14 protein-coding genes and 1 pseudogene are annotated in these 13,979 nt (G+C 74.6%); 3 read left to right on the top strand and 12 right to left on the bottom strand.

The genetic code is table 11. From position 1 onward, the window contains the following. Positions 1 to 112 precede the first annotated feature (112 nt). From GD970_RS07730 to GD970_RS07700, 7 genes and pseudogenes are all read right to left on the bottom strand, one after another. Positions 113 to 943, bottom strand: a pseudogene (locus GD970_RS07730) (IS481 family transposase); the annotation flags it as partial. 64 nt (positions 944 to 1,007) lie between these two features. Then, a complete protein-coding gene (locus GD970_RS22150; protein ID WP_152202313.1) occupies positions 1,008 to 1,199 on the bottom strand; it encodes a hypothetical protein in 192 nt (63 codons plus the stop codon). A gap of 316 nt (positions 1,200 to 1,515) precedes the next feature. Further along, on the bottom strand, positions 1,516 to 1,989 hold the full coding sequence (gene rraA / locus GD970_RS07720; RefSeq protein ID WP_152202312.1) for a ribonuclease E activity regulator RraA: 474 nt from the start codon (positions 1,987 to 1,989) through the stop codon (positions 1,516 to 1,518). Beyond that, positions 1,986 to 2,387: a universal stress protein gene (locus GD970_RS07715; RefSeq protein ID WP_152202311.1), complete on the bottom strand. Its 402-nt coding sequence runs from the start codon at positions 2,385 to 2,387 to the stop codon at positions 1,986 to 1,988. The genes rraA and GD970_RS07715 overlap by 4 nt, the downstream gene beginning before the upstream one ends. Then, on the bottom strand, positions 2,384 to 3,994 hold the full coding sequence (locus tag GD970_RS07710) for a tripartite tricarboxylate transporter permease (protein ID WP_152202310.1): 1,611 nt from the start codon (positions 3,992 to 3,994) through the stop codon (positions 2,384 to 2,386). Before GD970_RS07710 ends, GD970_RS07715 begins: the two co-directional genes overlap by 4 nt. Further along, positions 3,995 to 4,504 carry a tripartite tricarboxylate transporter TctB family protein gene (locus GD970_RS07705; protein ID WP_152202309.1) on the bottom strand — a complete coding sequence of 170 codons (510 nt, stop codon included), beginning with the start codon at positions 4,502 to 4,504 and terminating at the stop codon, positions 3,995 to 3,997. Next, a complete protein-coding gene (locus tag GD970_RS07700; protein ID WP_152202308.1) occupies positions 4,501 to 5,523 on the bottom strand; it encodes a Bug family tripartite tricarboxylate transporter substrate binding protein in 1,023 nt (340 codons plus the stop codon). Before GD970_RS07700 ends, GD970_RS07705 begins: the two co-directional genes overlap by 4 nt. Positions 5,524 to 5,663: 140 nt before the next feature. On the opposite strand from GD970_RS07700, the gene GD970_RS07695 reads away from it, so the two are divergent. Further along, positions 5,664 to 7,295: a sensor histidine kinase gene (locus GD970_RS07695; protein ID WP_319593453.1), complete on the top strand. Its 1,632-nt coding sequence runs from the start codon at positions 5,664 to 5,666 to the stop codon at positions 7,293 to 7,295. Further along, positions 7,292 to 7,954, top strand: coding sequence for a response regulator (locus tag GD970_RS07690; protein ID WP_152202307.1), 663 nt, complete (start codon positions 7,292 to 7,294; stop codon positions 7,952 to 7,954). The genes GD970_RS07695 and GD970_RS07690 overlap by 4 nt, the downstream gene beginning before the upstream one ends. Positions 7,955 to 7,998: 44 nt before the next feature. Here GD970_RS07690 and GD970_RS07685 read toward each other — a convergent pair whose 3' ends face one another. After that, a complete protein-coding gene (locus tag GD970_RS07685) occupies positions 7,999 to 9,024 on the bottom strand; it encodes an FAD-dependent monooxygenase (RefSeq protein WP_152202306.1) in 1,026 nt (341 codons plus the stop codon). A 54-nt stretch (positions 9,025 to 9,078) separates the two neighbouring features. Between GD970_RS07685 and GD970_RS07680 the strand changes: the two genes are divergently transcribed. Further along, on the top strand, positions 9,079 to 9,618 hold the full coding sequence (locus GD970_RS07680) for a TetR/AcrR family transcriptional regulator (RefSeq protein ID WP_152202305.1): 540 nt from the start codon (positions 9,079 to 9,081) through the stop codon (positions 9,616 to 9,618). A 65-nt stretch (positions 9,619 to 9,683) separates the two neighbouring features. On the opposite strand, the gene GD970_RS07675 is transcribed toward GD970_RS07680, so the two are convergent. The 4 genes from GD970_RS07675 to GD970_RS07660 form a co-directional block, all read right to left on the bottom strand. Continuing rightward, positions 9,684 to 10,964 (bottom strand): 4-hydroxybenzoate 3-monooxygenase, encoded by a 1,281-nt coding sequence (locus GD970_RS07675; RefSeq protein ID WP_152202304.1) that lies wholly within the window; start codon positions 10,962 to 10,964, stop codon positions 9,684 to 9,686. Between the two features lie 123 nt (positions 10,965 to 11,087). Beyond that, complete coding sequence (locus GD970_RS07670; protein ID WP_152202303.1) at positions 11,088 to 11,783, bottom strand: HD domain-containing protein; 696 nt, start codon at positions 11,781 to 11,783, stop codon at positions 11,088 to 11,090. After that, entirely contained in the window at positions 11,780 to 13,297 is a 1,518-nt protein-coding gene (locus GD970_RS07665) for an aldehyde dehydrogenase family protein (RefSeq protein ID WP_152202302.1), read from the bottom strand. The genes GD970_RS07670 and GD970_RS07665 overlap by 4 nt, the downstream gene beginning before the upstream one ends. Further along, the gene (locus GD970_RS07660; protein WP_152202301.1) at positions 13,294 to 13,959 is read right to left on the bottom strand and encodes an HD domain-containing protein; all 666 of its coding nucleotides are present in this window, start codon (positions 13,957 to 13,959) and stop codon (positions 13,294 to 13,296) included. Before GD970_RS07660 ends, GD970_RS07665 begins: the two co-directional genes overlap by 4 nt. Positions 13,960 to 13,979: the final 20 nt, after the last annotated feature.

Raw genomic sequence — 13,979 nt, 5'->3', positions numbered from 1 at the left:
ACTGGACCTTCAGAGCTTCGTCGCTCATGAGACGTAGGTATCCCAGCCGGATCATCGGTGGTCAAACACTCCGGGAAATCCGGCGTTTCTACCGCTGCTCCTACCGGGATTAGCCGGTTAAGAGAGGCCGGTAGGGCCTCGTGTACTTGTGCTTGACGTCGGCGTCGGTCAGGACGGCGTTGAAGATCTTGGAGCGGTAGCACGAGCCGTTGTCGGTCAGGACCCGCTCGACGCGGATGCCGCGGGCGGCGAAGTGGTCCAGGGCCCGGGTCATGAACGCCGCCGCGGTCTCCTTGGTCTCGTCGGTCAGGATCTCGGAGTAGACCAGGCGGGAGTGGTCGTCCTGGGCGTGGTGGAGGTAGGCGTAGCCCAGGTTCGGCCGGCCGGGGACCTTCCGGGGCCGGCCCTGGTCACGGTGGGCGGAGCTGTTGCGTCCGCCGGCGGCACGGCCGAGCACGCGGTGCCCGCCGCCGTCGGGGATGCGGCCGAGCTTCTTGATGTCGACGTGGATCAGCTCCCCGGGCTTCTCGCGCTCGTAGCGCACGACCTTGCGGCGCCTGGCGCGGATCGGGGCGCCGGTGGCCGGGTCGACCCAGCGCAGCGGTGGGCAGCCGTAGCGGGTCAGGATCCGCTGGACCGTGGAGACGTTCAGGCCCAGGTGGTAGGCGATGTGCTGCGGTCCCCAGCGCCGGGACACCCGCAGGTTCACCACCCGCCGCTCGGTGCGCGCCGGGGTGCGGTGCGGGCAGGACCGGGGCCGGCTGGAGCGGTCGGCCAGGCCCGCCTCGCCCTCCTCGCGGTAGCGCCTGGCCCACCGCTGGGCGCAGGTGACCGAGACGTTGAACCGCTCCGCCGCCCGCCGCAGCGGCCAGCCGTCCTCCACGACGCACCGGGCCAGGCGCAGACGGCCCAGTGGGGTCAGCGGGGCGTTAGCGTGGGACACGAGGACCTCCGTGGTGGTGCAGATGCCTAGACAGCTCCACACCTACCCGGAGGTCCTCACCCGTTCAGGGAAACCGTCCCGGCGTGTCCACAACGTCCCGGGTCAGTACAACTAGGCGGTCGTTGTGCTTGTCGGCGATGACGATCGGCCCCGGCAGCACCGAGGGGTCGGACTTGGGGGCGAGGCTGCCCGGGTCCCCCGGCGCGGCGGCCGGGGGCCACGCGGCGGCCTGGCGGGGATCGGGTGCCGTGGGCATGCCGAAGGTGGTTGTGCCGGCGGCAGGCGTCGGGGCGGGGACGGTGCTCGCCGTCGTCGGCGAGATCTTGTGCCCGTCCGGCCCGTCCGGCCCGCGCGGGCCTGAGGTGCAGGCCGAGACGGCCAGGCTCAGGACCATTGCCAGGCCCAAGGCTGCCGGGCCGAGCGATCCGCGCGTGGGTCGCGGCCGGTGGGACGCGCCCACCACTCCACCGCTGCCGGTGCGAGCCACACGGGCAAGGTACTCGCCCGTGTGGCTCGCCGCGCGGGGCTCAGGTATTCCGGTAATCGCCCGCGGGTTCGCACCGCCCGGGGGCTCAGCCCGGGAGGACCACCACGCCGTCGTCGTCGCTGACCAGCCGCGCGCCAGGGGTGAACGTCGCCCCGCCGAAGGTCACGGCGACGTCCCGCTCCCCCGCGCCGGTCTTGGCGCTCTTGCGCGGGTTGGAGCCCAGCGCCTTGATGCCGAGTTCGAGGGTGCGCAGGGCGGCGACGTCCCGGACGGCGCCGTGAATGACGACGCCGGCCCAGCCGTTGCGCACCGCGGACCCGGCGATGAGGTCGCCCATGAGCGCGGTGTGCAGCGACCCGCCGCCGTCGACGACGAGCACGCGCCCGTCACCCGGCTCCCCGAGCACCGCCTTCACCAGGGCGTTGTCCTCGTGGCACCGGACGGTGGCGATGGTGCCGGCGAAGGCCCGGCTGCCGCCGTACTGGCGCAGCTGGGTGTCGCAGGACTGCAGCGCCTCGCCGTGCTCGTCGTAGAGGTCGGCGGTGGCCGGCGCCGTCATGCGGGCTCCCCGTGCTTGACGGCGAGGACCGGGCAGTCGGCCTCGAGCAGGATGCGCTGGGAGTTGCTGCCCAGCAGCAGCTTGCCCACCGGGGTGCGGCGGCGCAGGCCGATGACGATGAGGTCGGCCCGGTGCTCCTGGGCGGCGCCGAGCACCTCGTCGGCGGCGGAGCGCCCGCGCACGGGCTGCAGGAGCAGGTGCTCGACGCCCGCCTCGCGCAGGTGCTCCTCCGCCGTGGCCAGCTCCTCCTCGCCGACGATCCGAGGGTCGGCCGGCGCCTCCCCGCGCGAGGAGTTGATGACGATGAGCAGCGCCTCCTCCTTGCGCGCGAGGTCGGTGGCGTGCCGCAGGGCGGCCTGTCCCTCGGGGGTGGGGATGTAGCCGACGACGATCTTCATCTGTGCTCCCTGCGGGTGGTCGGGGTGGAGGACTCGACTGCCGTGCCGGACCCGAGGTCGGCGGCGACGTCCGGATCGCCGTCCTCGGGGCGGGCGGCGCTCAGCACAGGGGCGGGGGCCCCGCCCCGGGCGCGGCGGATACCCCACGCGAGCAGCGGCCACAGCAGGACGAGCGCGATGATCACGTAGATGACCACCGCCAGCGGCTCGTTCCACAGGCCGGAGGCGTGCCCGGCGCTGAGCTGGAGGGCCCGGCGCATCTGCGCCTCGGCCAGCGGGCCGATGATCACGCCGATGATCAGCGGCAGGACCGGCAGCCCGTAGCGGCGCATGAGCAGCCCGAGCAGGCCCAGGACGAGCAGCAGCACCAGGTCGAAGGCCTGCATGTTGACCGAGTAGGCCCCCAGCGTGGCGAAGAAGAGGATGCCGGCGTACAGGTAGGGCCGCGGGATCTGCAGCAGCTTCGCCCACGCGGGCGCCAGAGGCAGGTTGATGACGAGCAGCAGGGCGTTGCCGATGAACAGCGAGGCGATGAGCCCCCACACCAGGTCCGGCTCCCGCTGGAGCAGCAGCGGCCCGGGCTGGATGCCGAACTGAATGAGTGCGGCCAGCATGATCGCGGCGGTGGCGTTGGTCGGCAGACCGAGGGAGAGCATCGGCACGAGCGTGCCCGCGGCGGAGGCGTTGTTCGCCGCCTCGGGTCCCGCGACGCCCTCGATCGCCCCGTGCCCGAACTCCTCGGGCTTCTTCGAGAGCCGCTTCTCCGTGATGTAGGACAGGAAGGTGGGGATCTCCGCGCCGCCCGCCGGCAGCGCCCCGAAGGGGAAGCCGAACGCGGTGCCGCGCAACCACGGCTTCCAGGAGCGGCCCCAGTCCTGCCGGCTCATCCACGGCCGCCCCACCGGGATGGTCGCCGACGTCGTCCGGCGCAGGTGCGCGGCGACCCACAGGGCCTCGCCGACGGCGAAAATCGCCACCGCGATGACCACGACGTCGATGCCGTCGACCAGCTGCGGCTCCCCGAAGGTCAGCCGCCGCTGCCCGGTGACCGGGTCCATGCCGATGAGCCCGATGGCCAGGCCCAGCGCGAGCGACGCGAAGCCGCGCACGCGGGAGCTGCCGAGCACCGCCGTCACCGCCACGAGGGCGAGCAGCATGATCGCCAGGTAGCTCGGCGCACCTAGCGCGATCGCGAACCGCACGACCACCGGCGCGCAGAACGCCAGCAGGGCGGTGCCGATGGTGCCCGCGACGAACGAGCCGATCGCCGCCGTCGCCAGGGCCTGCGCGGCGCGCCCGGCCTTGGCCATCTTGTGGCCCTCGATGGCCGTGACGACCGTGGAGGACTCGCCGGGGGTGTTGAGCAGGATCGAGGTGGTCGACCCGCCGTACATGCCGCCGTAGTAGATGCCGGCGAACATGATCAACGCGCTCGTGGGCTCCAGGGCGAAGGCGACCGGCATCAGCAGCGCGATCGTCATGGCCGGCCCGATGCCGGGCAGCACGCCGACGGCGGTGCCCAGCAGCACGCCGACGGTGGCCCACAGCAGGTTCACGGGGGTGGCGGCGGTGAGAAAGCCGTCGGCCAGCGCGGAGAGCACGTCCATCTAGAGCACCCCCTCGAGGAGCCCGGCGGGCAGGTGGATGCCCAGGCCGAGGTAGAAGCCGTAGAACGTCCCCAGGGCGAGGACGAGCGAGACGAGGGCGTCCCGCACGTAGTGGCGGCTGCCCAGGGCCATCACCGAGCCGAAGAAGAGCAGCGCCCCGGAGATGACCCAGCCGAGGGTGTCGATCAGCACGATGTTGGCCGCGAACACCGCGACGAGCGGGACGACGGTGCGCCAGTCGGTGGGCTGGCTGAGGTCGACGTCCTCGCCGCCCTCGACCTCCCCGCGCCCGCCCCGCAGCACGTCGACCGCCAGGACGACCGCGGTGCCGAACAGCAGGGCGGCGACGAGGTAGGGCACCGCCCGCGGGCCGATGGGGTCGGACTGGGAGTACGGGGCGTGCAGACCGAGCGCGTCCCACAGGACGGCGGCGCCGACCACCCCGAGCAGGGCGGCGACGCCCAGCTCGGAGCGGCCGGTCACGCGCCGCGTCGTCGTCGCGGAGGTCATGCCAGCCCGAGCTCCGTGAGGACGTCGGCCACCCGCTTGTCCTGCTCGGTGAGGAAGGTGGCGAACTCGTCGCCGGTGATGAAGGCGTCGGTCCAGCCGTTCTTCTCCAGCGCGGCCTCCCACTCGGGGGTGTCGTGCATGGCCTCGAGGGCGCCGAGCCAGGCGTCGCGGTCGGCGTCGTCGATCTCCGGCGGGGCGACGATGCCGCGCCAGTTGGTGAACACCAGGTCGATGCCGGAGTCCTTGAGCGTGGGGGCGTCGATGCCCTCGACCGGCTTCTCGCTGGAGACGGCCAGCACCCGGATCTCGCCGGTCTCGATCTGGTCCTTGAACTCCCCGGCGCCGGAGGTGGCGAAGCCGAGCTTGTTGCCGAGGATGGCGGGCAGCAGGTCGCCGCCGCCGTCGTAGGAGACGAAGTTGACGGTCTTCGGGTCGATGCCGACCGCCTGGGCCAGCTGCATGGGCAGGAGGTGGTCGGGGCCGCCCGGGTTGGAGCCGCCGCCCACGCTGATCCCGGCCGGGTCGGCCTTCCAGGCGGCGACGAGGTCGTCGATGGTCTGGTACGGCGAGCCGGCCGGCACCATGACCGCGCCCGGCTCCTCGATGAGCTTGGCCAGCGGGGTGGTCTGCGTCAGCGTCGCCTCGGACTCGTTGGTGTAGCTCGCGCCGACGACGCCGAGGCCCATGAGCATCGCGAGGTCGCCGTTGCCGGCCTCCGAGACGGTCCGGGCGAGGCCGACCGTGCCGCCGGCGCCCTCGAGGTTGAAGACCTCCAGGCCCGAGGAGATCTTGGTCGTCTCCATCACCTGTGCCGCCGTGCGGGCGGTCTGGTCGTAGCCGCCGCCGGGCGAGTTCGGGACCATGATCCGCTTGTCGGTGAGCACCTCGGCGGCGCTGGCGGAGTCGCTGGCCGCGCCGGTGGCGGCGCCGTCCTTCGAGCTGGTGACGCCGCAGGCGGTCAGGGCCAGCGCGGCGGCGGCCAGCAGGGCCGGGATGGACAGCTTGGTGGTGCGGTGCATACGAGCCTCGTCTCTGAGGGGGCAGGGCTCCGCCATCGTGGTCGACGGCGGAGCCCGGGTCAGCATTGCGGTCGCAGTGATCGTTGAGTTCTTTGTGGTCACAAAACGGACGGCGAGACCGGGCCGGTGGTGGTGGCACCATGGCCCCGCGGCCGAGCGACCGCGTCAACGCCGATGAGGAGGTCGAGGTGCGCCCGAGCCGGATGACCCTCGCGGGGCAGTTCCTCGTCCTCCAGCTGCTCATCGTGCTGCTGGTCGTGGCCACGGTCGGCGGGCTGTCCTTCGCGCAGACCGGGCGCCAGCTCGAGCGGGCGGAGACCCGGCGGGCCCTCTCCGCGGCCGAGAACCTCGCCGGCAACCCCACCGTCCGGGCGCTGCTGCCCACGGCCCTGCCCGGCGGCAGCTCGCCGCTGGCGGCCGTGGGCGAGACGGTCCGATCGGTGTCCGGATCGACCACCGTGGCCCTGCTGCGTCCGGACCGGACGGTGCTGGCCTCCTCGGTGCCCGACCAGGTCGGGGCGACGCTGCGGCACGACGGCCCGCGGGCCGGGATCGGCTCGTGGACGGGCGCAGTGGCGGCCAACGCGGTGGCCGCCGAGGTGCCGGTGCTCGACGAGAGCGGGCGCCACGTCGGCACCGCCCGGGTGGGCCGGGAGCTGCCGTCCGTCGCGGACCGGCTGGCCGTGGCCGGCCCGGACCTGCTCGCCTACGGCGGGCTGGCGACGACGATCGGGGTGCTCGGCTCGACGATGCTCTCCCGCCGCATCAAGCGGCAGACGCTGGGCCTCGAGCCCACCGAGATCGCCGGGCTCGTCGAGCACCGCGAGGCGCTGCTGCACGGGATCAAGGAGGGGGTGCTCGCCCTGGACACCGCCGGACGGGTCACGCTGCTCAACGACTCGGCCCGGCTGCTGCTCGCCCTGCCGCCCGACGCCGTCGGCCGCCCGCTGGAGGAGCTGACGCAGGACGCCGAGCTGCGCGAGGTGCTCACCGCCGCCGCGACGCCGGACCGGCTCGTCGCCGTCGGCACCCGGCTCCTCGTGCTCAACCGCATGCCGGTGCGCTCGCACGGGGCGGTGATCGGGTCGGTGACGACGATGCGCGACCAGACCGAGCTGCAGGCGATGGAGCGGGCGCTGGACACCTCCCGGCGCACCACCGGCACGCTGCGGGCCCAGACGCACGAGTTCTCCAACCAGCTGCACACCATCTCCGGGTTGCTGCAGCTGGAGCAGTACGACGAGGCGGTGCGGTTCGTCGAGGGGGTGAGCCATCACCGGGAGAACGTCTACGCCCAGGTCACCGAGCGGGTGGCCGACCCGCCGCTCGCCGCGCTGCTCATCGCGAAGGACTCCCTGGCCGCCGAGCGCGGCTCGCGCCTGGTGCTGGCGGTCGAGTCGCAGGTGAGCCGGGTGGACGAGCCGCTCTCGCGCGACCTCATCACCGTGGTGGGCAACCTCGTCGACAACGCGCTCGACGCCGTCGCCGGCACCCCGGAGCCGCGCATCGAGATCGCGCTGAGCGAGGACGCGGAGGCGGTGACGGTGCGGGTGAGCGACTGCGGGGCCGGGGTGGACGTGGCCGACGCCGAGCGGCTGTTCCGCAGCGGCTTCTCGACCAAGGACTCCGACGAGCCCGCCGGGCGCGGCTACGGCCTGGCGCTGGTGCGGCTGGTGTGCCGCCGCCGCGGCGGGGACGTCACGGTCCACAACGACGGCGGCGCCGTGTTCACCGCCCGGCTCCGGAAGACCGCGGCGGAGGTGGCGGCATGATCGACGTCCTCGTCGTCGACGACGACTACATGGTGGCCAAGATCCACGAGGGGTTCGTCAGCCGCTGCGAGGGGTTCCAGGTGGTCGGCGTCGTGCACGACTCGGCGGGCGCCCTCGCCGCCGCCAAGCGGCTGCAGCCCAACCTGGTGCTGCTCGACGTGTACCTGCCGGGGGCGTCCGGCCTGGACATCCTCACCGGCCTGCACGAGGCCGTCCCGGACATGGACGTCATGATCGTCACCGCCGCCCGGGAGGCCGACACGGTCAAGCGGGCCGTGCGCGGCGGGGCGGTGCAGTACCTCATCAAGCCGTTCACGTTCGCGGACCTGCGCCAGCGCCTGGAGCACTACCGGCAGACGCACCGGGCGCTGTCCCCCGGCGCGACGGCGGCGCAGGTGGAGGTCGACCGGCTGTTCGCCACGCCGCGGACGGCGACGCAGCCGCCCAAGGGCCTGAGCGCCGAGACCCTCCAGCTCGTCGCCGAGGTGCTGACGAGCTCCGGCGGGGACCTCTCGGCGGCGGAGGCCGCCGAGCTGGCCGGGATCTCCCGGGTCAGCGCCCGGCGCTATCTCGAGCACCTCGCGGACAGCGGCCGCGCGGAGGTGCGGCTGCGCTACGGCGAGGTGGGCCGGCCGGAGCGGCGGTACGCCGCGCGGTGACGGGCCCCGCCGTCCCGGGACGGCGGTGCGCCGCGCGGTGACGCTCAGGCCCACCGTCCGGCGAGGGCGAGCACCCGGTCGCGGCCGGGCTGCCCCCGCTCCGCCAGGGCGAGGCGCATGAGCGCCCCCGACGCCACCCGCAGCGCCTGGGTGCGCAGGAGCCGGGCCCGGTCGTAGGCCGCCAGCGCGGCCGGCATCGGGCGGGTGTTGACCAGGTCGGCCAGGGTCACCGCGTCGACCAGCGCCTCGCAGGCGCCGCGGCCGAGGTTGGGCGTCATCGCGTGCGCCGCGTCCCCGACGAGGGCCACGCCGTCGCGGGCGTAGCGGCGCAGGGGCGGCGTCGTCCAGATCCGCTGGGCCAGCGAGGTCTCCGGGGCGGCGGCCGCGAGGACGTCCCGCACGCCGGGCGCACGGTCGGCGTAGCGCGCGCGGACGGTGGCGAGCGCGGTCTCGACGTCGACGGTGACGGGCCCGAGGTCGGACCGGAACGAGGCGTACCAGTTGGTCCCGGCCGCCGACGGGGAGATGCCGAACAGGTCCCCCCGGCCCCAGTACTCGCCCCCGCGCTCGCGCCACCCCGGCTCGGCGACGACGCCGCGCACCGCGAGGTACGGCGTGAGGACGGCCGTGGTGCGCCCGCCCCACACCGCGCGGCGCACGGCGCTGTGCACGCCGTCGGCCCCCACGACCAGGTCGGCGCCGGCGCGCGGCTTGGCGTCCACCCGCCCCACGACGCGGCGCACCGAGGGCGGGACGGCGCCGTCGAGCAGGCGCAGGAGGTCCACCCGGGAGACGCCGACCAGGCCGGGCACCCGGGGCGTGACCCAGACGCGGCCGCGGGTGTCCCTGACGGGCAGGGCGGCGATCGGCGGGCTCACCGCCCGCACCGCCTCGAGCAGCCCCAGGGCGCCCAGGGCGCGCTGGGCGGCCGGCCACATGCCCAGCACCGTCCCGACGGCGGGCAGCTCGGCGCGCTGCTCGTGGACCGTGACGTCGAAGCGGCGCGGGTCGAGCCGGGCGGCCAGGGCGAGCCCGGCGATGCCGCCACCGACGATGGCGATCGTCTCCATGACCCGACGCTACTACTTTTGTAGTGGTCAGGGAAGAGCCGCTAGGGTCGCGCCATGTCCGACCGCCGCACCCAGATCGCCGAGGCGGCCCTCACCGTGGTGGCGTCCGCCGGCCTCAAGGGGCTGACCCACCGGGCCGTCGACGCGGCCGCGGCCGTCCCGCCGGGCACCACCTCCAACTACTTCCGCAACCGGGCGGCCCTGGTCGCGGCGGTGGCCGGCCGGATCGAGCAGCTCGACCTGGCGCTGTGGGCGTCGCTCGCCGCCGGCGCGGCGCCGGGCAGCGTCGAGGAGCTCGCCGACCAGCTCGCCGACCTCGTCGGCCTGCTCACCGGCGAGCACGCGACGCTGACCGCCGCGCGCCTGGCCATGTCCCTCGACCAGCCCGAGGCCGCCGTGGCCGGGCACCGCCGGCTCCTCGGCGGCCTCGAGCAGGTCCTGGCTGCCCTCGCCGTGCCCGAGGCGCGGTCGCGCGCCCGGGCCGCCGCCGACTACGCCGACGGCCTGATGCTCCACGCGCTGACCGTGCGGCGCGACGAGCCGCTGGACCGCGCCGCCGTCGCCGCGACGCTGCGCCGCGTGCTGGGTGACTGAGGCTCACCCGCGCCGTCCCGGGCCGGCACCCACGCCCGGGCGGGTGGGGTGCCGGCCGGCGGGGGTCACGGGCGCGACGCCGTCGTCTCCCGGCCGGTGAGCTGGGAGGCGAGGACGTTGCCGAGGGCGGTGTCGGGGTCGAGGAAGCCGGGGCGGGTGGGGATCAGCGGCCAGCCGGTGTAGGCCTCGGCGAGGTAGGTCGACCCGGCGCGGGAGGTGGTGACCAGGTCGAGCTCGCCGAGCTGGCGGCGCCGGTCGAAGGTGGAGGCGCCGGGCTGGGTGTGCAGCATCGAGGTCATCCACCAGGAGAAGTGCTGGGCCTTCCACACCCGCGACAGGGCGGTGGCGGTGTAGGTCTCGAGCAGGTCCGCCTCGCCCTCGCGGTAGTACCGCTCCAGGGACCGCGCCAGCACGGAGACGTCCCCGGCGGCCAGGTTCATGCCCTTGGCCCCGGTCGGGGGGACGGTGTGCCCGGCGTCGCCGGCGAGGAAGAGCCGGCCGTACTGCAGCGGCTCGCACACGTAGGAGCGCATGGGGATGACGGTCTTGTCGAAGATCGGCCCGCGCCTCAGGGTGAAGCCGGGCGCGGCGGTGCACGCGTCGAGCTGGTCCCAGATCCGCTCGTCGTCCCAGTTGTCCGGGCTGTCGGTGGGGTCGCACTGGAAGTACATGCGCTGGGTGGTCGCGGTGCGCTGGGAGATCAGCGCGAAGCCGTGGTCGGAGTTGGCGTAGATCAGCTCCGGGGCGGACGGCTCGGCCTCGACCAGGATGCCGAACCAGCCGAAGGGGTACTCGCGGAAGTGGTCGGTGCGCAGCACCTCGGGGATGGCCCGCTTGGAGATCCCGCGCGAGCCGTCGCAGCCGGCGACGAAGTCGCACACCACCCGGGTGGGGGTGCCGTCGGCGTCGGTGAAGGTGATCGACGGGGACTCGCCGGTCAGGTCGTGCAGGGCGACGTCGGCGACCTCGAAGCGCACGTCCAGGCCCTTCGCGGCGGCGCCGTCGGCCAGGTCGGAAAAGACCTCCTGCTGGGGGTAGAGCTGCACCGCCCGGCCGACCAGGTCGGCGAAGTCGATGCGCCTCGCCTGCCCGGCCACCCGCAGCTCGATGCCGTGGTGGGCGTACCCCTCCGCGCGCATGCGGGCGTCCAGGCCCAGCGCGGTCATGAGGTCGACCGTGCCCTGCTCGAGGATCCCGGCCCGGTGGGTCGCGGCGATCTCCGCCCGCGGCCGCTTCTCCAGCACCACCGAGTCGATCCCCGCCACCGCCAGCAGGTGCGCCAGCCACAGCCCCGCCGGCCCCGCGCCGACGATCCCCACCTGGGTCCGGACGATCCGTTCGCTCATTCCTCGTTCCTCTCCATCGATGCGCGAGCCGCCCGGGCCGCCGGGTCGGGCAGCCGCGGTCGGGAACTCAGGTGTATCGCAGCCGGCGTCGGTCGTGCTCCGCCGTATCGCCGCCGCCCCGGCTCAGCCCAGCGCGAGCCGTTCCGGGCTCAGGTCCGTCGCGGCCACCGCGCCCAGGGCCGCCGCCATCGCCCGGCCCGCCTCGGTGTGCAGGTGCTCGTGGGTGCGGGCGCCGACCAGCCGCAGCGCCTCCTCGGCGTCGAGGCCGAACCAGCGCTGCACGGTGGCCAGCCCGTGCGGGGTGATGCGCCAGAGCTTGTCGGCGTCCTTGACGCAGGCGTCGTTGACCGAGATCGCCTCGCGGCGGCTGTCGTGGCCGTCGATGATCGCGGCGATCTCCTCGACGTCGTCGGCGTCGTGGCCGAGGTCGGTGAGGATCTCCCGGGCGATGCGCGCGCCGGCGATCTCGTGGGCGCGCACCAGCTCGGGCCGGCGCGCCTGGGGGGCGATCGCCTCGAGCACGTCGTCCTCGGGCACGGTGGACCAGCCGGTGTCGTGCAGCAGGATCGCCGGCAGCACCACCTCGGCGCGGGCCTGCGGCGTCCGGGCGAGCAGCGCCGTCGCCAGGCCATAGGAGTACAGGGTGTGCACGTCGTTGTCGCGCACGTGCAGGTAGCCGGCGGCGCGCTCCCACACCGCCCGGTCCCGCCCGGTCAGCTCGACCAGGCCCGGCACCGCGGACCGCGGCGGGACGAGGTGGCTGACGTCGCGGCCCAGCTGGGAGGCGCGCGCCGCCGCCTCGCTCTGCGACGCGCTCATCGGGCCACCCGCCGGTGGACGGACTGCGGGGAGAGGTAGGCGTGCAGCCCCTCCAGGCCGTACTCGACGCCGAGGCCGGAGTCGCCGCGCCCGCCGAAGGGGGCGCTGTGGTTGGAGGCGAAGAAGTTCAGCCCGATGGAGCCGGTGCGGACCCGGCGGGCCACCCGGTAGGCGTGCTCGGCGTCGGCGGAGAAGACGATGCCGCCGAGGCCGAAGGTGGTGTCGTTGGCGAGGGCGACGGCCTCCTCCTCGCTGTCGTAACGCAGCACGGCGAGCACGGGGCCGAAGATCTCCTCGCGGGCGATGCGCATGCCGGGGGTGACGTCGGCGAAGACGGTGGGCTGGACGTAGTAGCCGCGCTCGACGGCGGCGGCGGCCCCGCCGGTGGTGGCGCGGGCGCCCTCGGCGTGGCCGGCGGCGAGGTACTCGAGCACCGTGTCGTACTGGGCGCGGGTGGCGACGGGCCCGAAGACGGTGCGCTCGTCGAGCGGGTCGCCCAGCGGCGCGGCGGCCACGGTGGCGGTGACCGCCTCGACGACCTCGTCGTACCGGGCGGCGGGCACGAGCAGCCGGGTGGAGATGTAGCACGTCTGGCCGGTGTTGCGCAGGCAGGAGCGGAGCAGCGCCCGCGACATCTCCTCGAGGTCGACGTCGGGCAGCACGATGCCGGCCGACTTCCCGCCGAGCTCGAGGGTGACCGGGCGCAGCAGCTCCCCGCAGGCGGCGGCGATGCGCCGCCCGACCGGGGTGGAGCCGGTGAAGGCCACCTTGGCCACGTGCGGGTGGCGCACGAGGGCGTCGCCGACGGCGCCCCCGCCGGTCACGAGGTTGACCACCCCGGCCGGCACCCCGGCGGCGGCGACGGCGTCGAGCACCAGCCGGATCGACAAGGGCGTGGGCGAGGCGGGCTTGATGACCACCGTGCACCCGGCGAGCAGCGCGGGCGCGAGCTTGATGACCACGAGGTTGATGGGGAAGTTCCACGGCGCGATGAGCGCGCACACCCCGACCGGGTCCCACCCGACCACCGTCTCCCCGGCCCCGTTGGGGAACGGGCGCACGTCGGGGGTCTCCAGGTGCTCGGCGAGGGTGGCGAAGTAACGCAGGATGCCGGCGGCGTTGGCCGCCGCGCCGGACGTCTCCGCCAGCGGCGAGCCGTTCTCCCGGGTGTTGGTCCAGGCCAGCGGCTGCGCCCGGCGCTCGACCTCGTCGGCGATGCGCCGCAGGTAGGCCGCCCGCTCCGACGGCGCGGTGGCGGCCCAGCCGGGCAGGGCGCGGCGGGCCGCGGCGACGGCACGCTCGACGTCCTCCCCGGTGGCGTCGGGGACGGCGCCCCACTCCTCCTCGGTGGCCGGGTCGACGACCGTGATCCGGGCGGTGCCGGTCGAGGGCGCCCAGGCGCCGTCGACGAAGTGGTCGTCCCGGTAGGTGTAGGGCAGGTCGAGGGTGGCGCGGTCCAGGGCCGCGCCGGCGGGCGGCGCGCCCGCGCCCGGGGCGTGCTGCGTCGCGCTCATCGCAGCACCGCCGTCTTGAGCAGCGCCCGGGACCGGGCCAGGTCGGCGACCGCGATGGTGTGGGCCGCCTCGGTGAGCAGCTCGGGCAGGATCTCCGCCTCGAGCCGGTCGGCGTAGGCGGCCGGGTCGAGCCCGAACCAGCCGGCCGCCACCGCGATGCCGGCGTGGTCGAAGCGCCACAGCCGGTCGGCGTCGCGCACCAGGGAGTCCTCCAGGGACTTCGAGTCCGGCCGGGTGTCGTGCCCGTCGATGATCGCCACCACCCGCTCGACGAACTCCGGGTCGTAGCCCAGCGGGGGCAGCACCTCCTGGGCGATGAGGCAGCCCTGGCGCTCGTGCTCGAACCGGATCTGCGCCTTGCGCCAGTCCCCGGTGAACCCCTCGGCGAAGATGCGGGCCTCGTCCACCCGGCCCCAGCCGGTGTCGTGCAGCAGGATCGCGACCCGCACCACGAGCGCGTCGGCCTCGGGGTAGACCGCGCACAGCCGCTCGGCGTAGGCCAGCGACATCGGCAGGTGCACGTCGTTGCTGCGCGCCCGGGTCTCGGGGACCACCGCGCGCCAGATGTCGTCGAGGTCGGTCCCGGCCGCGGGGGTGCAGACGATGGGCGTGGTGTCCACCGGCAGCTCGGTGGCCAGGCGGGTGACGGACGGTGCAGGCATGAGCTCTTCCTCGGGGTCGG

This window comes from Georgenia thermotolerans, assembly GCF_009193185.1.
In the GTDB taxonomy this organism is placed as follows: domain Bacteria; phylum Actinomycetota; class Actinomycetes; order Actinomycetales; family Actinomycetaceae; genus Georgenia; species Georgenia thermotolerans.
The sequence above is the reverse complement of the archived record's forward strand: the minus strand, read 5'-3'. Positions and strand labels throughout refer to the sequence as shown.